We start from the raw sequence: 16,801 nt of genomic DNA on the forward strand, positions 1-16,801 counted from the left end.
CGATCCTGCATCCGGGCGGGGATTTCCTCCGAACGAAGCTCAAGCAGAAAATCGGTCACAGCGACCACTCCGGGAAACGTGCCTGCCACTGGGGTGTCATCTTCTCGATCTGCTTCTGGCAACTGCCCTTGGCCAGATCGCGGACACGGCCGATATAGGCCTGACGCTCCGCGACGGAGATGACGCCGCGCGCCTGCAACAGGTTGAACACATGGCTGGCCTTGATCGCCTGTTCATAGGCGGCAATCGGCAGGTTGGCGTCCAGCGAGTTCTCGCATTCGGCGACGTGCTTCCTGAACTGGTCGAACAGGCTGTCGGTATTGGCGACCTCGAAGTTCCAGGTCGACATCTGGCGTTCGTTTTCGAGGAACACGTCGCCGTAACTCACGCCCGCGTCGTTGAACGCCAGGTCGTAAACGCTGTCCTTGTTCTGGATATACATCGCCAGCCGTTCAAGCCCGTAGGTCAGCTCACCCGCGACCGGCTTGCAATCGAAACCGCCCATCTGCTGGAAATAGGTGAACTGGGTGACTTCCATCCCGTCGCACCACACTTCCCAGCCAAGGCCCCATGCGCCCAGCGTCGGGCTTTCCCAGTCATCCTCGACAAAGCGGATGTCGTGCATGGCGAAATCGATGCCGATCGCCGCCAGCGACCCCAGATACTGTTCCTGCAAATCCGCCGGGCTGGGCTTCAGGATCACCTGATACTGGTAATAATGCTGCAGCCGGTTGGGATTTTCGCCGTATCGCCCGTCGGTCGGTCGGCGGCACGGCTGGACGAAGGCGGCGTTCCACGGTTCCGGTCCCAGCGCGCGCAGCGTGGTGGCGGGGTGAAAGGTGCCCGCCCCCATTTCCATGTCATAGGGCTGGAGGATGGCACAGCCCCGCGCGCTCCAATAATCATGGAGCGTCAGGATCATGCGCTGGAAGCTCATCGGCTGGGTGTTGTCGGACACCGAAAAACCTTCGCGTTGGATGAATGGGAATGGCCGCTTCCCTTGGCGGAGGCGGTGCCGGGGGTCAATAACGGCAGCGACCGGGGACAAAACTGCCGCGATCGGTTACGCGATCGGACGATGGCAGGGGAACGGGCGATTCGCGCAGGGGTTGCGCTGGGCATCGCGGTGGCGAGCGGCGCCGCCGCGCTCATCATCGGCAGCGATGCCAACGCGATCGTCGTGGCGATGGTCGGCGCCATCGCCGCCGTGCTGGTGGCGCTGGGCACCGTGTCCGACGACGCGGCGGAAACCGCGCCGCCGCCGCCCGCGCCGGCCCTGCCCGCCGAACCGCTTATCAGCGACGTGATCGAAGCGGTGGTGGAACCCGTGCTGATCGTTGCCGACCGCCGCGTCGTGCGCGCCAATTCGCCCGCCCGCGCACTGTTGGGCCAGCATATCTTGGGCGAGGATGTACGCCTCGCCATCCGCCACCCCGCCGCCGCCGAACGGCTGACCGCCGGGCCGGACAGCGGCGACGACGAGCCGATCCATCTGGTCGGACTGGGCACGCGCGAGCAGCGTTGGGAAATGCATGTGCGCCGCGCGGGACCGAGCCTGCGCGTCGTCCACCTGATCGACCGCACGGGCAGTTATGCCGCCGACCGCATCCGCGTCGATTTCGTCGCCAATGCCAGCCACGAACTGCGGACGCCGCTGGCGTCGATCCTGGGCTTCATCGAAACGCTGCGCGAGGGCGCAGGCGACGATCCCGAAATCCGCGACCGCTTCCTGAAGATCATGTTCGGCGAGGCAACCCGAATGCGGCGGCTGGTCGATGACTTGATGAGCCTGTCGCGGATCGAGGCGGAGAAATATCGCGAACCCGACCAGACGGTGCGGCTGGGCGATCTGGTCGAGGAAGTCCGCGCGGAGGTGTCGAGCATCGCCGACCGGCGCGCGGGCGATCTGGTGACGGCGGTGGCCGATGCGCCGCCCGTGCGCGGCGACCGCGCGCAATTGAGCCAGGTGCTGCACAACCTGATCGGCAACGCGCTGAAATATGGCCGCCCGAACACGCCGGTCACGGTCGAGCTGATCCACGACGGCGGGCCGATGGTGCGCCTGACCGTGCGGGATGAGGGCGACGGCATCCCGCCCGAACATCTGCCGCGCCTGACGGAGCGATTCTATCGCGTCGATTCGGGCCGCAGCCGGGCGGCGGGGGGCACGGGCCTGGGCCTGTCGATCGTCAAGCATATCGTCGAGCGGCATCGCGGGCGGCTGGACATCGTCAGCACGCCGGGCACCGGCACCATCGTCACGGTCCTGTTGCCCGCCAGCCGATAGCGCTGCTGCGGCGGCGCAAACGCAATCTCGCCTTGCAGTCGCGGCGATGTGGTTCCAATCGCTGCAGCATGTCCGCGCCGCATCCCCTGTCCATCCCCAGTTACCGTGCCTATTGGATCGCCCGCCTGACCAGCACATTGGGTCAGATGGCGATGGTCATCGTCATCGGCTGGCAAGTCTATGACATTGCGCGTGAGACGATGGGCATACAGGCGGCGGCATTCCAGCTCGGCCTGATCGGCGTGGCGCAGTTCGTGCCGCTGTTGTTCCTCAGCCTCATCACCGGCTGGACCGCCGACCGGATGGACCGCCGCTGGATCGCCCGCGCATCGGTCGCGCTGGAGGCGGGGTGCGCGGGCGTGCTCGCATGGCTGACCTATACCGACGCGATTACCCTGCCTGCCCTGTTCGCGGTCGCCGCGCTGCTGGGGGTCGCGCGCGCGTTCGCCAGCCCCGCGCTACAAGCGCTGGCCCCCAATCTGGTGCCTGCCGCATCATTGCCCACCGCCATCGCGCTGTCGTCGCTGGCGTGGCAATCGGGTTCGGTCATCGGCCCGGCGATGGGCGGATATCTGTATGCCGCCGCTGACTGGGGCGCCTATGCCGCATCGACCGGGCTGTTCGCGCTGGCGTTTCTGTGCCTGTTGTTTATCCATCCGACCCCGCGCGCGACGATCACCGGCGCGCGCAATCCATGGGCGCAGATGGTCGACGGCCTGCATTATGTGCGCCGCAACCGGCTGGTGCTGGGCGCGATCAGCCTTGATCTGTTCGCGGTGCTGCTGGGCGGCGCGACCGCGATGCTGCCGATCTACGCCCGCGACATCCTGATGGTCGGGGCCGAGGGGCTGGGCCATCTGCGCGCGGCCCCGGCGCTGGGCGCGGTGGCGGTGGGCGCCTGGTTCGCGTGGCGTCCGCTGAAACGCGATGTCGGCGGCAAGATGCTGCTGGCCGTCGTCGGCTTCGGTGCCGCGACGGTGGTGTTCGGACTGGCGGCGCCGGTGCTGGTGCCCGTCCTTGGCCCGTCGGCGGTCGGCAGCGACCTTGCGCCCGCCGTCGCACTGTCGTTGGTCGCACTGTTCGTGATCGGTGCGACCGACATGGTATCGGTCTATGTCCGGCAATCGCTGATCCAGCTTTATACGCCCGACGCGATGCGCGGGCGGGTCGGTGCGGTATCGACCTTGTTCGTCTCCGGCTCGAACGAACTGGGTGAGGCGCGCTCGGGTTTTCTCGCCGCCGCGCTCGGCCCGGTGCTGGCGGTTGCGGGCGGCGGCGCACTGGCCATATTGGTGACGCTATACTGGGACCGGCTGTTTCCCGAACTGCGTGCCGCGCGCAGTTTCGACCCACCGGAAACGCTGGAATTCCCACCGCTTGAGGAGAAGAGCGCATGAAGGCCAATTCGATCCTGGCGACCATCGGCAACACGCCGCATGTCCGGCTGAACCGCCTGTTCCCCACGGCAGAGGTGTGGATCAAGTCCGAACGCTCCAACCCCGGCGGCTCGATCAAGGACCGCATCGCGCTGGCGATGATCGAAGCGGCCGAGCGGGACGGCAAGCTGCAACCCGGCGGCACCATCGTCGAGCCGACCAGCGGCAATACCGGCGTCGGGCTGGCGATGGTCGCGGCGGTCAAGGGTTACAAGCTGATCCTGGTCATGCCGGAAAGCATGTCGATCGAACGCCGCCGCCTGATGCTGGCTTACGGGGCCAGTTTCGACCTGACTCCCCGTGAAAAGGGGATGAAGGGCGCGATCGAGCGTGCGACCGAGATTGTGGCTGCAACGCCCGATAGCTGGATGCCGCAGCAATTCGACAATCCGGCCAATATCGACGTGCATGTCCGCACCACCGCGCAGGAGATTCTGAACGACTTTCGCGACGCGCCGATCGACGCCATCGTCACGGGCGTGGGCACCGGTGGCCATATCACCGGCGTTGCGGAGGAACTGAAAAAGCACTGGCCCGCCCTCAAGGTGTTCGCGGTCGAGCCGGATGCCTCCCCTGTGATTTCGGGCGGGCAGCCGGCCCCGCACCCCATTCAGGGCATCGGTGCGGGATTCATCCCCACCAACCTGCATACCCAGTCGATCGACGGCGTAGTGCGTGTGCCCGCCGACGCGGCCAAGGACATGGCGCGGCGTTCGGCAAGCGAGGAAGGGATGCTGGTCGGCATCTCGTCGGGCGCGACGCTGGCGGCGATCGCGACCAAGCTGGGCGAACTGCCCGCCGGGTCGCGGGTGCTGGGCTTCAACTACGACACGGGTGAGCGCTATCTGTCGGTCCCCGATTTCCTGCCGGAGCAATGAGGCGGCGGCGCCGCGTGTGACCCGCGAACCGGGTTGCATGGGGCCGCTGACCGGGCTTCACCCATGCATGACCTGACGTCGCAAACCGCGCAGCCGATCGCGCTTGCCCGACCGCTTCGTGCGATGCTGGTGGCGCTGGCGCTTGTGGCGATGATTGCGCCATTGCTGATCGTCATCAATGCGCCCCGCATCGTTCCGGTGGAGCGGCACCGGGTCTCGCCATCACCTGTTAAGGCTGTGCCCCCCGCGGTGCTGCCGCCAGTCGAACCGGCGCTGTTCGTCCCGGTCGCCCCCGATGATGCGCGCGCGATCAATGCCTCGGTCCCCTTCTCGACCGCGCCGAAACTGGGCGCACGGCCGTTTCGCATTGTGGGCGGTGCCGACAGCATCGCGCGCGCCACCGATTGTCTGGCCGCGGCGCTCCTTTACGAAGCCGGAGACGAGCCGGTGGGGCAACGCGCCGTGGCGCAGGTGGTGCTGAACCGTGTCCGTCATCCGGCCTTTCCCAAGACCATATGCGGCGTCGTGTTTCAGGGCGCCGAGCGTCGGACGGGCTGCCAGTTCACCTTCACATGCGACGGCGCGCTGGCACGGCGATACAGCGACGCGGCATGGGGTCGCGCGCGCGATGTGGCCGATGCCGCGCTGGCCGGGCACGTCGACAAATCGGTGGGCATGTCGACGCATTATCACACCGAATGGGTCGTCCCCTATTGGAGCGCGAGCCTTGACAAGGTGAGCGCGGTGCAGGGACATTTGTTCTTTCGCTGGACCGGCTGGTGGGGCACGCCGGGCGCATTCCGGGGCCGCTATCTGGCGGAAGAGCCGCGGATCACCCGGCTGAACGGCATCGCGCCATCCCATTCGGGCGCGAACGGCGCCGGGAATATCGGTGAGGGCGCTGCCCAGCCCCCGGTAATCGCCGATGCCGTGCCCGAAGCGACGGCGGGCGACCCCGACCTGTTTCTGGTGACGCTCGACCCGCGCCTGTCACCTGCCGACTGGGCGGCAATGGCGCTCGCGGCGTGCGGGACGCGGCCCTATTGCAAGCTGATGGCGTGGAGCGATCGCGCGGATACCCCAACCGCGCTACCCGCCGACGCACGCCGGATCCAGGCGCTGGCGTTCAGCTATCTGCGCGATCGCCGGACGGGGTTCGACAAGGCGCTGTGGGACTGCGCCCGGTTCAAGCGCGCCAGCCCCGGCGACTGCATGAAGCCGCGCATCCTGCCGCACTCGACCGGGCGTGACACGCTTGCCGATACGCCCCCGTCCGGCGGGCTGGCAGGCGTCCGGCGACGACCATCGGCATCGCCGCCCCGGATACAACTCCCGGCGACGCCCGAATAAGGCACGCCGCCGGTTTGGTTTCCGATCAGGCCGCGAGGAACATGTCCGGCTCGATCGCCATGACAGCCTCCGCCCCGCCCTCGATCTTGCGGCGCAGCGCGCCGGTATCGGGCAGGATGCGTTCGGCATAGAAGCGCGCGGTCGCAACCTTGCCGTTCAGGAACTTCGCATCGCCGTCGCCGGCGGCCAGCCCCGTCGCAGCCGCGCGCAGCATCCGCAGCCACATCAGCCCTGTCGCGACGATACCCATCAGATGCATGTAGCTGTGCGCCCCGGCACCGACATGTTCGGGGTTCTTCATGCCGTTTGCCAGAAACCACATGGTCGCGGCCTGCAGGTCGCCCAGCGCCTTTTCCAGCCGCCCGGCAAAGTCGGCGGAGGCTTCGTCGCCCTTTGCCGCCGCGATCTCGTCGCCGACCAGCTTGAAGAACGCCTGCACCGCGCGGCCGCCATTCTGGGCCAGCTTGCGCCCGACCAGGTCCATCGCCTGAACGCCGTTGGTGCCTTCATAGATCATGGCGATCCGCGCATCGCGGACATATTGCTCCATGCCCCATTCGGCGATGTAGCCATGGCCACCGTAAACCTGCTGTGCGTTGGTCGCGATGTCATATCCCTTGTCGGTGCCGTAACCCTTGATGACCGGGGTCAACAGGCTGATGAGGTCGTCGGCCATCTGCCGCTCGCCGTCATCGGGCGCCTTGTTCGACAGGTCGACCTGCAACGCGCCCCACAGACACAGCGCACGCAGGCCTTCGGTCAGCGCCTTGGCCTCCATCAACATGCGGCGCACATCGGGATGGACGAACAGCGTATCGGCCTTTTCCTCCGGCTCGGCCGCACCGGTCAGCGCACGGCCCTGCCGACGGTCGCGGGCGTAGTGCACGGCGTTCTGATAGGCGACTTCGGCCACGCCAAGTCCCTGCAGCCCCACGCCCAGGCGTGCAGCGTTCATCATGATGAACATCGCGGCCAGCCCCTTCATCTCCTCGCCAACCAGCCAGCCCTTTGCACCGTCATAGTTCATGACGCAGGTCGAATTCCCGTGGATGCCCATCTTGTGCTCGATCGAACCGCACGACACGGCGTTGCGGTCGCCCAGCGAGCCGTCATCGTTCACGATGAACTTGGGCACGACGAACAGACTGATGCCCTTTGAACTGTCGGGCGCGCCCGGCGTCTTGGCCAGCACCAGATGGATGATGTTGTCGGTCAGGTCGTGTTCGCCCGACGAGATGAAGATCTTGGTGCCGGTGATCGAATAGCTGCCATCGCCCTGCGGTTCGGCCTTGGTCTTGATAAGGCCCAGGTCGGTGCCGCAATGCGGCTCGGTCAGGTTCATGGTCCCGCCCCATTCGCCCGACACCATTTTGGGCACATACATCGCCTTCTGCGCGTCCGACCCCTTGGCCATCAGCGCGGCGATCGCGCCGTGGGTCAGGCCGGGATACATGGCGAACGCCATGTTGGCGGAGATCATATATTCCTCGAACGCGGTCGAGACGGTGTGCGGCATCCCCTGCCCGCCAAATTCCTCGGGCGCGCCCAATGTCATCCAGCCCGCCTCGCGCAACTGGTCATAGGCTGCCTTGAACCCCTCCGGCGTGGTGACGCTGCCATCGTCATGGCGCGTGCAACCCTGCTGGTCGCCGACCTGGTTGAGCGGAAACAGCACCTCCGCAACGAAGCGCCCGCCTTCCTCCAGCACCGCATCGACCATGTCGGGCGTGGCGTTGGCGAAACCAGGCAGATTGGCGTGGCGTTCCAGCCCGACGACGTAGTCGAGGATGAAGCGCGTGTCGCGAACCGGCGGGGTATATTGGGGCATGGCGGGATCCTCTCAGTCGTTCTTGTTGTCTTCGGCCGCTTCGACCACGGCCAGAAAGTCGTTCAACTCGGCGATCGCGGCATCAATGTCGCGCTTTTGCGCGTCCAGCGTGGCGATGCGGGCGCGGCACTTCTCGATCGTCACCTGCCGCTGGATGCGCCGGCCGTCGCCGATATCGTAAAGGTCGATCATCTCGCGAATCTCGGCCAGGCTGAAGCCGACGCGCTTGCCGCGCAGGATCCAGGCCAGCCGCGCACGGTCGCGGTGCGAATAGATGCGCTGAAGCCCGCGCCGTTCGGGCGCGATCAGGCCTTCGTCCTCGTAAAAACGAAGCGCGCGCGGCGTGACATCGAACTCGGCGCACAGATCGGAAATCGAAAAAGCGTCGCGGTCGTGACGCGGTTCGATCGGGGCGAGTGCCTCATGCGTGGCGGCGGTCGTAAGCATCCGGGCAAAATAGTTGCCCTTAACGTAAGCGTCAACCGTCGCAGAGCAGCCGCCCGCGATTGTCGCGCAGCGCCGCCGCTTCCGCCGCGCTGTCGGACAGGCGCGTGACCGACACCGCGCTCAACGATGAGCGTGCGCTGCAAAAACGGCGGCAGCCGGCAGGCAGGCGCGCCGGAAAAGCGATGCGATTGCCGTCAAAGGCTGCATCGAAGGTGCAATCGCCAGCCGCCCCCAGCGTGATCCGCACGCCACCGCCGTTGCGGATCGCAGCCCCCGCGGCCGCACAAGCGCCGCCGCCGTCATAATCGCTGACGATCCCGATGCGCGCACCCGCGCCCTGTTCGATCAGGCACATCCGGTCATTGTCGCGAACGAACAACCCGGTCAGCGGCGCATCGGCCGCTTCGCGCACCAGTCCACGTGCGATGGCGGCCGCTTCTAGTCGGGCCTCATCATCGGCCACGGGCGCATCCGCGCCGCCGCCACACGCCGACAGCAGCAGCGCGGCGGCGCTAATCCAGCGGCGACAGCGCATCGCCGGTCACTCGCCGATAAAAACAGCTGCGCGCGCCCGTGTGACAGGCCGGTCCGGCGGGATCGCAGATCAGCCATACCGAATCCTGATCGCAATCGATCCGCACGTCGCGGACGCGCAGGACATGGCCCGATGTCTCGCCCTTTTTCCACAATCGCGCGCGGCTGCGCGACCAGAAATGCGCCTCGCCCATCGCCAGCGTCGCCGCGAGCGCATCGGCATTCATGTGCGCGACCATCAGCAAGTCACCCGTCGCCGCGTCAGTGGCGACGGCGGTTATCAGCCCGGCGGCATCATATTTCGGGTCGAGCAGCAGCCCGGTATCGCGTTGGTCGGCCATGCCATCGCCCTAGCGGGACCGAGGCCACCGCTCAATGCTCCCGGATGGCCTTGACCAGTTCGTCCTTGGTCATGTCCGACCGGCCTTCGATGCCGATCTCCTTGGCCTGATCGTAAAGCGCGTCACGCGTGCGATCCTCCAGCCGGGTCGATTCATGGTCGAGCGTGCCGCCAGCCTTCGCATTGGCGATGCGCGCCGCCTTCTCCTTGGAAGCGCCGTCCTTGCGGAGGTCCTCATACAGCTTGTCGTCCTTGATCGAGCTGCCATGGTCCTTGGCCATCATCCGTCTCCTTCTTATCGCTGAACGCCCGATCGGGGGCGGCGCTCCGTTGCATTTGTGACAACGGGGCGACAAACGCGCCCGGCGTGCCTATATGCGCGCCAAACGATTCCCTCGATTATCGGAAAGCACCGGGCGCATGCTGACCACCAATCCGTTCGACGACGACCATCTTCGCGAGGAGTGCGGCATTTTCGGCGTCGCGAACGCCGAAAGCGCGGCGGCACTGGTCGCACTGGGTCTCCATGCCCTCCAGCACCGGGGACAGGAAGCCGCGGGGATTTCGACCTTCGACGGGACGCAGTTTCATACCCACCGCGCGATGGGGCATGTCGCGGGCAATTTCGACCGCGACGAAGTGATCCGCGCGCTGCCCGGCATGACCGCCGCCGGCCATGTCCGTTATTCGACCACCGGTGAAACCGCGCTTCGCAACGTCCAGCCGCTTTACGCCGATCTTGCCAGCGGCGGTTTCGCCATCGCGCACAACGGCAACATCTCGAACGCGCTTCGCCTCAAGCGCGATCTCGTCCGCTCCGGCTCGATCTTCCAGTCGACCAGCGATACCGAAGTCATCATCCACCTGGTCGCGACGTCCAGCTATCGCTCGCTGCTCGACAAGTTCATCGATGCGCTGAGGCGGGTCGAGGGCGCCTATTCGCTGATCTGCATGACGCCCGAGGGCATGATCGCCTGCCGCGACCCGCTGGGCATTCGCCCGCTGGTGATGGGGCGACTGGGCGATTCGGTGATCTTCGCTTCCGAAACCGTCGCGCTGGACGTGGTCGGGGCCGAGTTCGAGCGGGCGGTCGATCCGGGTGAGCTGGTGATCGTGCAGGACGGTCAGGTCCGGTCGATCCGGCCGTTCAAGCCCGTTCCGGCACGCCCGTGCATTTTCGAACATGTCTATTTCAGCCGCCCCGATTCGATCGTCGACGAACGCTCAATTTATTCGGTGCGAAAGAATATCGGCGCGCAACTGGCGATCGAAGCGCCGGTGGAGGCCGATCTGGTCATCCCGGTTCCCGATTCGGGCGTGCCCGCCGCGATCGGTTACGCGCAACAGTCGGGCATCCCGTTTGAACTTGGCATCATCCGTTCGCACTATGTCGGGCGGACGTTCATCCAGCCCGGCGACAAGGTCCGCCATCTGGGCGTCAAGCTCAAGCACAACGCCAATCGTGCACTGATCCAGGGTCAACGCGTTGTCCTTATTGATGATTCGATTGTGCGCGGAACCACCAGCCTCAAGATCGTGCAGATGATGCGCGAAGCCGGCGCCAGGGAAGTGCATATGCGGATCGCGTCGCCGCCGACGCGGCACAGCTGCTTCTACGGCGTCGACACGCCCGAACGCGCCAAGCTGCTCGCCGCCAAGTTCGACGTGAACGGCATGACTGATTTCATCCACGCCGACAGTCTGGCGTTCGTGTCGATCGACGGCCTTTACAAGGCGCTGGGAGAGGCCAAGCGCGCCGATATCCGCCCCAGCCATTGCGACGCCTGTTTCACGGGTGATTACCCCACCAGCCTGACCGATCAGGACGAACGCGGCACGGTCGAGCAATTCTCGATGCTCGAAGAACGCGTCGGCTGACCCGTTTCAATCAACAACGACAGGACTGACATGACCGACACGCCTCTTTCGGGCCGGATCGCGCTCGTCACCGGCGCCTCGCGCGGGATCGGCGCGGCGACCGCCATCGCGCTTGGCGCACGCGGCGCGCATGTGGTGCTGACCGCGCGCACCGCCGGCGGACTGGAAGAAGTCGAGGAGCGCATTTACGAGGCTGGCGGATCGGCAACCATCGCGCCGCTCGACCTGACTGAAACCGATGGGGTTGCCCGGCTGGCGACCGCCGTGTCCGAACGGTGGCACGCGCTGGACATCCTGGTGCTGAACGCCGGGATGCTGGGGACGCTGGCGGCGGTTCCGGCAATCGACATGAAGGAATTTGCCACGCTGATGACGTTGAACGTCAGCGCACAGGCCGCGCTCATCGCATCCTTTGACCCGCTGCTTCGCCATAGCGATGGCGGGCGCGTGATCGGTGTCACGTCCAGCGTCGGGCTCGCGCCGCGCGCTTATTGGGGTGCCTATGGCGCGTCCAAGGCGGCGTTCGAAACGCTGCTCGCCAGCTATGGCGAGGAAATGCGGAACATCACCAGGATCCGCACCGCGATCGTGGACCCGGGCGCCACCCGCACCAAAATGCGCGCGCGCGCCTATCCCGGCGAAGACCCGGCCAGCGTCAAGCCGCCGGAGACGGTCGCGGAACGCATCGCCGAACTGGCGGTCGCCGGTTTCGACGCCAACACCCGCATCCGCGTCGACTGAACGAAAAAAAATGGCCGACCCGGCAAGCGGATCGGCCTGAAAAGTTTTAGGAGAGGATGCCTGAAAGGCAGGTTCTTTTTGCGGTGCAGCGCATAATTGTGCAAGTGCGAAAGGAACGGTTGCGATTGCAACTTGTGCAACCGATGCCTGTCATTCGGGTCGCACGCGGCCCCGCCCGCTCTTGATCGCGCCACGCCGCGCCTTCCCATCGACGCGCCGCGTCTGGGACGCGCGGGTCGGCTTTGTCGCGCGGCGCGCCTTGGGCACGATCGTCGCTTCGCGGATCAACGCGATCAACCGTTCGCGCACGTCGCGTCGGTTCATTTCCTGTGACCGGGCGCCGTCACCGCGCAGGATCAGCACGCCCTCACGCGTCATCCGGCTGCCCGCCAGTTCGGCCAGCCGCGCCTTCACCCGTTCGGGCAGGTTGGGCGATGCCGCGACATGGAAGCGCAATTGCACCGCGCTGTCGGTGGTGTTCACATGCTGGCCACCCGGCCCGCCGGCGCGCGTGAAGCTCTCGACCAGTTCGCTTGAGTCGATCGAAATCGCGCGGGTGACGGAAATGCGGGCCATGTCCCTCCTTGCCAGACCGGACATGGGCAGCGGAGCGGGTTTTGGGAAACGATAGGTTTCCATGGTTTCCATTTTCGTCTGACCGTCGGCCCCCTATCTTGGCGTCAATCAAGGAGGTTCCGATGATCGACAAACGACCATTCGAAACGCTGGGTCATGCCGACCATGGCTGGCTCAACGCGCGACATCATTTCTCGTTCGCCAATTATCACGACCCTGCCCGCATGGGCTGGGGTTCGATCCGCGTCTGGAATGATGACGAGATCGGCGCGAACAGCGGCTTTCCCCCGCACCCGCACCGCGACATGGAGATCATCACCTATGTCCGCTCCGGGGCAATCACCCATCAGGATTCGATGGGGAACAAGGGCCGCACGGGCGCGGGTGATGTTCAGGTCATGTCGGCGGGCACCGGGGTGCGCCACGCCGAATATAATCTGGAGCCGGAAACCACGACGCTGTTCCAGATCTGGATCGAACCGAAGCGCGCGGGCGGCGCGCCGAGCTGGGGTGCAAAGCCCTTTCCCAAAGACGATCGTTCGGGCCGGTTCGTCACGCTCGCCAGCGGCTTTGCCGAGGATGGCGATGCGCTCCCCATCCGCGCCGATGCGCGCGTCATGGGCGCGACGCTGAGGGCCGGCGAACAGGTCGAGCATGAAGTCGGCGAGGGCCGCCACGCCTATCTGGTGCCCGCGACCGGTGCAATCGAGATCGACGGCGTTTCGTTCAACGCGCGCGACGGCGCGGCGCTGTCGGGCGGCAGGGCCTATGTCATCCGCGCGATCGAGGATGCCGAACTGGTCCTGGTCGACGCCGACTGACCTTTTTTCGACCCGCCCGCCCTTATGCGGGCGTCGGACGGGGAAAGACCCCCCCCCGGCCTTTCCCCGACCCTTTCAAGACAGGAGACACGCTGATGACCAAGGTTCTGGTTCTTTATTACTCATCCTACGGACACATGTCGCAAATGGCCGACGCGGTTGCCGAGGGCGCGCGGTCGGGCGGTGCGACCGTCGACATCCTGCGCGTGCCCGAAACCGCCCCCGCCGAAGTCGCGCAGGCCGCCGGGTTCAAGTCGGATCACACCCACGCCGTCATCGAAAGCGTCGAACGACTCGCCGATTATGACGCGATCGTCATCGGCAGTCCGACGCGGTTCGGCCGGATGTCCAGCCAGATGGCATCGTTCCTCGACCAGGCCGGCGGCCTGTGGTTCCGCGGTGCCCTGAACGGCAAGGTGGGCGCGGCCTTTACCTCGACCGCCAGCCAGCATGGCGGGCAGGAAACGACGCTGTTCTCGCTCATCACCAACCTGCTGCATTTCGGCATGACAGTGGTGGGTCTGGATTATGGTTTCGCCGGCCAGATGGGCGTGGACGAGGTCAAGGGTGGCTCGCCTTATGGGGCGACAACGATCGCCGACGGCGATGGCAGCCGGATGCCCAGCGCCGTCGAACTCGACGGCGCGCGCTATCAGGGCAAGCGGGTCGCGGAAACGGCGACCAGGCTCTTCGCCTGATGCAAAAATGGGGGCGGCTCATCGGGCCGCCCCCTTTCCTTTATTCGGCCGCCTCGGCCGTTGCCGGTTCCTTCCACACGAGCACGGGCTTGCGCGCGGCCAGCGTCTCGTCCAGGCGACGGCGCGGCGCAAAATGTGGCGCGGATTTCAGGCTGGCGTCACCTGCCTTGGCCCGCTCAGCCACCGACGCGAACGCATCGATGAACTGGTCGAGCGCGGCCTTTGACTCGGTCTCCGTGGGTTCAACCAGCATCGCGCCGTGAACGACCAGCGGGAAATAGACCGTCATCGGATGGAATCCCTCGTCGATCAGTCCCTTTGCCACGTCGAGCGTCGAGAAGCCCGCCGGGAAGCCTTCGTCGCTGAACAGCGCCTCGTGCATACACGGGCCGCTCCCGGCGAATGGCGCGTCGAGCACGCCCTCAAGCCGGCGCAGCACATAATTGGCGTTGAGCACCGCGTCGCCCGACACCTGATACAGCCCATCGGCCCCGTGGCTGAGGATATAGGTCAGTGCGCGGGTAAACATCCCCATCTGGCCGTGGAACGCGGTCATCCGGCCGAAGCTGTCAGGATGATCCTCCCCGGCGGTCTCCTCCTCGACCAGTTGGATATGTCCGTCAGTGTGGCGCGCGGTGAAGGGCAGCGGACCGAACGGCGACAGCGCTTCCGACAGCACCACCGGTCCCGACCCCGGCCCGCCGCCGCCATGGGGTGTGGAAAAGGTCTTGTGCAGGTTGATGTGCATCGCATCGACGCCCAGGTCGCCGGGGCGCACGCGCCCGACGATCGCATTGAAATTGGCCCCGTCGCAATAGACGTAACCGCCTGCGTCATGAACGGCATCGGAGATGATCTTCAGATCGCGTTCGAACAGGCCGCAGGTGTTGGGATTGGTAATCATCACCCCCGCCACGTCGGGTCCCAGCCGCGCCTTGAGCGCGTCGGTATCGACGCGGCCCGCATCGGTCGCCGGGATGTTCTCGACGGTGAAGCCGGCGAACGCCGCCGTTGCCGGATTGGTCCCGTGCGCGCTTTCGGGGACCAGAATGACCTTGCGGCCACCCTCCCCACGCGCTTCCAGCGCTGCCTTGATGCAAAGGATGCCGCACAGCTCACCATGCGCGCCCGCTTTCGGGCTCATCGCGACGCCGTGCATTCCGGTCAGCTCGATCAGCCAGAAGGCAAGTTCGTTGATGACGCCCAGCGCGCCCTGCACCGTATCGACGGGTTGCAGCGGATGAATGTCGGCGAAACCGGGCAGCCGCGCCATTTTCTCGTTCAGGCGCGGATTATGCTTCATCGTGCACGAACCCAGCGGAAACAGGCCCAGGTCGATGGCATAATTCTGGCGGCTGAGGCGTGTGTAATGCCGCACGGTTTCGGGTTCGGACAGGCCAGGCAAGCCGATCGGCGCGGTCCGGGCCAAGCTACCCAGACGGCTGTTCGCGGCGGGCACTTGGGGCAGATCAACGCCGGTCGTCTCGCTGCTGCCGATCTCGAAGATCAGCGCTTCCTCAAGCATCAGCGCCCGGTTGCCGGTGCGGGTCGCGCCGGCCGCGCCGCCCTCGACCGACTGCATTTCGGGCTTCCACCCGCTCTGGTTGATCGCGCTCATGCCAGCACCTCCTCAAGCGCGGCGGCAAGGGTTTCGACATCCTCCGCCGTCGTCGTCTCCGTCACTGCCACGACCAGCCCGCGCTCCAGCGCCTCGACGCCGGGATACAGGCGACCCAGCGACACCCCCGCCAGAATCTGACGATCGGCCAGCGTGCGGACGACGGGCCGCGCTTCCTGGTTCAGTTTCAGCGTGAACTCGTTGAAGAAGCCGGGCGTCACCAGCTCGACACCCGGCACCTTCGCCAGCCGCTCCGCCGCCGCGCTGGCAGCGAAATGATTGACCTCGGCCAGCCCGCGCAGCCCCTTTTCGCCCAGCAGCGTCATGTGCACGGAAAAGGCCAGCGCACACAGGCCGGAATTGGTGCAGATGTTCGACGTCGCCTTCTCACGCCGGATATGCTGCTCGCGCGTCGACAGCGTCAGCACGAAGCCCCGCTTGCCCTCTGCATCGACGGTCTCCCCGCACAAGCGGCCCGGCATCTGGCGGACATATTTGTCCTTGCACCCGAACAGCCCGACATAAGGCCCGCCAAATTGCAGGCCGACGCCCAGCGACTGCCCCTCGCCCACCACGATATCCGCGCCCATTTCGCCGGGCGAGCGGATCGCGCCCAGCGCCACGGGTTCGGTGACGACGGCGATCAGCAGCGCCTTTTTGGCCTGACACGCCGCCGCCAGTTCGGACAGGTCGCCGATGCGGCCCAGAATGTCGGGATATTGCACGACCACACACGACGTCTCATCATCGATCGCGTCGATCAGGTCGGCGGTGTCCGGCGTTGCCGACAGGTCGGGCAGGCGGGTGTCGAGCACGTCGCCGGTATATTTCGCCATCGTCTTCGCGACCGAGACGTAATGCGGATGCAGGCCGCCCGACAGGATCGCCTTTGCCCGGCGCGTCACGCGGCGCGCCATGACGATCGCTTCCCAGCACGCCGTCGACCCGTCATACATCGATGCGTTGGCCACATCCGTGCCGAACAGGCGCGCGACCTGCGTCTGGAACTCGAACAGCATTTGTAGCGTGCCCTGCGCGATTTCCGGCTGATAGGGCGTATAGGCGGTCAGGAACTCGCCGCGCTGGATCAGATGATCGACGCTGGCAGGCACATGATGGCGATAGGCGCCACAGCCCAGGAAGAACGGCACCTCGCCCGCAACCAGGTTTCGGCGGGCAAGCGCGGTCATGTGCCGTTCGACCGCCAGTTCGCTGGCGTGCATCGGCAATCCGGCGATCGGGCCGGGCTGTCGCGCATGGACGGGCACATCCTCGAACAGTGCCTCGATCGAGGGGGCGCCCATCGCGGCCAGCATGTCGCCGCGATCGGCATCGGTAAGGGGCAGGTAACGCATCATTGTCTCCGGCC

General features: G+C 66.0%; 17 protein-coding genes. 8 read left to right on the forward strand and 9 right to left on the reverse strand.

Annotated elements, in window-relative coordinates; all coding sequences use genetic code 11:
• Nucleotides 1-55: 55 nt before the first annotated feature.
• Nucleotides 56-922, reverse strand: a complete 867-nt coding sequence (locus VL973_RS03755; protein ID WP_325282759.1) for a glycine--tRNA ligase subunit alpha — start codon at nt 920-922, stop codon at nt 56-58.
• Nucleotides 923-1,078: 156 nt separating this feature from the next.
• Between VL973_RS03755 and VL973_RS03760 the strand changes: the two genes are divergently transcribed.
• The 4 genes from VL973_RS03760 (at nt 1,079) to VL973_RS03775 (ending at nt 5,951) form a co-directional block, all read left to right on the forward strand.
• Nucleotides 1,079-2,287, forward strand: coding sequence for an ATP-binding protein (locus tag VL973_RS03760; protein WP_325282690.1), 1,209 nt, complete (start codon nt 1,079-1,081; stop codon nt 2,285-2,287).
• Between the two features lie 68 nt (nt 2,288-2,355).
• Nucleotides 2,356-3,684 carry an MFS transporter gene (locus VL973_RS03765; protein WP_325282691.1) on the forward strand — a complete coding sequence of 443 codons (1,329 nt, stop codon included), beginning with the start codon at nt 2,356-2,358 and terminating at the stop codon, nt 3,682-3,684.
• Nucleotides 3,681-4,601, forward strand: coding sequence for a cysteine synthase A (cysK, locus tag VL973_RS03770; protein ID WP_325282692.1), 921 nt, complete (start codon nt 3,681-3,683; stop codon nt 4,599-4,601). Before VL973_RS03765 ends, cysK begins: the two co-directional genes overlap by 4 nt.
• Nucleotides 4,602-4,664: 63 nt before the next feature.
• On the forward strand, nt 4,665-5,951 hold the full coding sequence (locus VL973_RS03775; protein WP_325282693.1) for a cell wall hydrolase: 1,287 nt from the start codon (nt 4,665-4,667) through the stop codon (nt 5,949-5,951).
• A gap of 25 nt (nt 5,952-5,976) precedes the next feature.
• Here the strand turns inward: VL973_RS03775 and VL973_RS03780 are convergent, their stop codons facing one another.
• From VL973_RS03780 to VL973_RS03800, 5 genes are read right to left on the reverse strand one after another with little or no spacing between them, the layout of a single operon-like run.
• Nucleotides 5,977-7,779, reverse strand: a complete 1,803-nt coding sequence (locus VL973_RS03780) for an acyl-CoA dehydrogenase C-terminal domain-containing protein (protein ID WP_325282694.1) — start codon at nt 7,777-7,779, stop codon at nt 5,977-5,979.
• A gap of 12 nt (nt 7,780-7,791) precedes the next feature.
• Complete coding sequence (locus VL973_RS03785) at nt 7,792-8,226, reverse strand: MerR family transcriptional regulator (RefSeq protein WP_325282695.1); 435 nt, start codon at nt 8,224-8,226, stop codon at nt 7,792-7,794.
• A gap of 31 nt (nt 8,227-8,257) precedes the next feature.
• On the reverse strand, nt 8,258-8,761 hold the full coding sequence (locus VL973_RS03790; protein WP_325282696.1) for a hypothetical protein: 504 nt from the start codon (nt 8,759-8,761) through the stop codon (nt 8,258-8,260).
• Nucleotides 8,739-9,101, reverse strand: a complete 363-nt coding sequence (gene hisI / locus VL973_RS03795) for a phosphoribosyl-AMP cyclohydrolase (protein ID WP_325282697.1) — start codon at nt 9,099-9,101, stop codon at nt 8,739-8,741. Before hisI ends, VL973_RS03790 begins: the two co-directional genes overlap by 23 nt.
• Before the next feature lie 31 nt (nt 9,102-9,132).
• Nucleotides 9,133-9,381 (reverse strand): DUF7218 family protein, encoded by a 249-nt coding sequence (locus VL973_RS03800; protein WP_325282698.1) that lies wholly within the window; start codon nt 9,379-9,381, stop codon nt 9,133-9,135.
• Nucleotides 9,382-9,520: 139 nt separating this feature from the next.
• Here VL973_RS03800 and purF point away from each other — a divergent pair, with 139 nt between their 5' ends.
• Together purF and VL973_RS03810 are read left to right on the forward strand one after the other, a co-directional pair.
• Nucleotides 9,521-10,978 carry an amidophosphoribosyltransferase gene (gene purF, locus VL973_RS03805; RefSeq protein ID WP_325282699.1) on the forward strand — a complete coding sequence of 486 codons (1,458 nt, stop codon included), beginning with the start codon at nt 9,521-9,523 and terminating at the stop codon, nt 10,976-10,978.
• 30 nt (nt 10,979-11,008) lie between these two features.
• Nucleotides 11,009-11,719, forward strand: coding sequence for an SDR family NAD(P)-dependent oxidoreductase (locus VL973_RS03810; RefSeq protein ID WP_325282700.1), 711 nt, complete (start codon nt 11,009-11,011; stop codon nt 11,717-11,719).
• A gap of 150 nt (nt 11,720-11,869) precedes the next feature.
• Here VL973_RS03810 and arfB read toward each other — a convergent pair whose 3' ends face one another.
• Nucleotides 11,870-12,295 carry an alternative ribosome rescue aminoacyl-tRNA hydrolase ArfB gene (arfB, locus tag VL973_RS03815; RefSeq protein WP_325282701.1) on the reverse strand — a complete coding sequence of 142 codons (426 nt, stop codon included), beginning with the start codon at nt 12,293-12,295 and terminating at the stop codon, nt 11,870-11,872.
• Between the two features lie 122 nt (nt 12,296-12,417).
• Here arfB and VL973_RS03820 point away from each other — a divergent pair, with 122 nt between their 5' ends.
• Both VL973_RS03820 and wrbA read left to right on the forward strand, forming a co-directional pair.
• Nucleotides 12,418-13,116, forward strand: coding sequence for a pirin family protein (locus VL973_RS03820; RefSeq protein ID WP_325282702.1), 699 nt, complete (start codon nt 12,418-12,420; stop codon nt 13,114-13,116).
• A 95-nt stretch (nt 13,117-13,211) separates the two neighbouring features.
• Complete coding sequence (gene wrbA / locus VL973_RS03825) at nt 13,212-13,814, forward strand: NAD(P)H:quinone oxidoreductase (RefSeq protein ID WP_325282703.1); 603 nt, start codon at nt 13,212-13,214, stop codon at nt 13,812-13,814.
• Nucleotides 13,815-13,854: 40 nt separating this feature from the next.
• On the opposite strand, the gene gcvPB is transcribed toward wrbA, so the two are convergent.
• A complete protein-coding gene (gcvPB, locus tag VL973_RS03830) occupies nt 13,855-15,432 on the reverse strand; it encodes an aminomethyl-transferring glycine dehydrogenase subunit GcvPB (protein ID WP_325282704.1) in 1,578 nt (525 codons plus the stop codon).
• Entirely contained in the window at nt 15,429-16,787 is a 1,359-nt protein-coding gene (gene gcvPA / locus VL973_RS03835; RefSeq protein ID WP_325282705.1) for an aminomethyl-transferring glycine dehydrogenase subunit GcvPA, read from the reverse strand. Before gcvPA ends, gcvPB begins: the two co-directional genes overlap by 4 nt.
• Nucleotides 16,788-16,801: the final 14 nt, after the last annotated feature.

This window comes from Sphingomonas sp., from assembly GCF_035490575.1.
Lineage (GTDB): Bacteria > Pseudomonadota > Alphaproteobacteria > Sphingomonadales > Sphingomonadaceae > Sphingomonas.

Coding starts and splice junctions, on each gene's coding strand:
- gcvPB (WP_325282704.1), bottom strand. CDS start 15,432: ATGAGCGCGATCAACCAGAGCGGGTGGAAGCCCGAAATGCAGTCGGTC.
- VL973_RS03800 (WP_325282698.1), bottom strand. CDS start 9,381: ATGGCCAAGGACCATGGCAGCTCGATCAAGGACGACAAGCTGTATGAG.
- VL973_RS03790 (WP_325282696.1), bottom strand. CDS start 8,761: ATGCGCTGTCGCCGCTGGATTAGCGCCGCCGCGCTGCTGCTGTCGGCG.
- gcvPA (WP_325282705.1), bottom strand. CDS start 16,787: ATGCGTTACCTGCCCCTTACCGATGCCGATCGCGGCGACATGCTGGCC.
- hisI (WP_325282697.1), bottom strand. CDS start 9,101: ATGGCCGACCAACGCGATACCGGGCTGCTGCTCGACCCGAAATATGAT.
- VL973_RS03785 (WP_325282695.1), bottom strand. CDS start 8,226: ATGCTTACGACCGCCGCCACGCATGAGGCACTCGCCCCGATCGAACCG.
- VL973_RS03780 (WP_325282694.1), bottom strand. CDS start 7,779: ATGCCCCAATATACCCCGCCGGTTCGCGACACGCGCTTCATCCTCGAC.
- VL973_RS03810 (WP_325282700.1), top strand. CDS start 11,009: ATGACCGACACGCCTCTTTCGGGCCGGATCGCGCTCGTCACCGGCGCC.
- cysK (WP_325282692.1), top strand. CDS start 3,681: ATGAAGGCCAATTCGATCCTGGCGACCATCGGCAACACGCCGCATGTC.
- purF (WP_325282699.1), top strand. CDS start 9,521: ATGCTGACCACCAATCCGTTCGACGACGACCATCTTCGCGAGGAGTGC.
- VL973_RS03760 (WP_325282690.1), top strand. CDS start 1,079: ATGGCAGGGGAACGGGCGATTCGCGCAGGGGTTGCGCTGGGCATCGCG.
- VL973_RS03775 (WP_325282693.1), top strand. CDS start 4,665: ATGCATGACCTGACGTCGCAAACCGCGCAGCCGATCGCGCTTGCCCGA.
- VL973_RS03755 (WP_325282759.1), bottom strand. CDS start 922: ATGATCCTGACGCTCCATGATTATTGGAGCGCGCGGGGCTGTGCCATC.
- VL973_RS03820 (WP_325282702.1), top strand. CDS start 12,418: ATGATCGACAAACGACCATTCGAAACGCTGGGTCATGCCGACCATGGC.
- VL973_RS03765 (WP_325282691.1), top strand. CDS start 2,356: ATGTCCGCGCCGCATCCCCTGTCCATCCCCAGTTACCGTGCCTATTGG.
- wrbA (WP_325282703.1), top strand. CDS start 13,212: ATGACCAAGGTTCTGGTTCTTTATTACTCATCCTACGGACACATGTCG.
- arfB (WP_325282701.1), bottom strand. CDS start 12,295: ATGGCCCGCATTTCCGTCACCCGCGCGATTTCGATCGACTCAAGCGAA.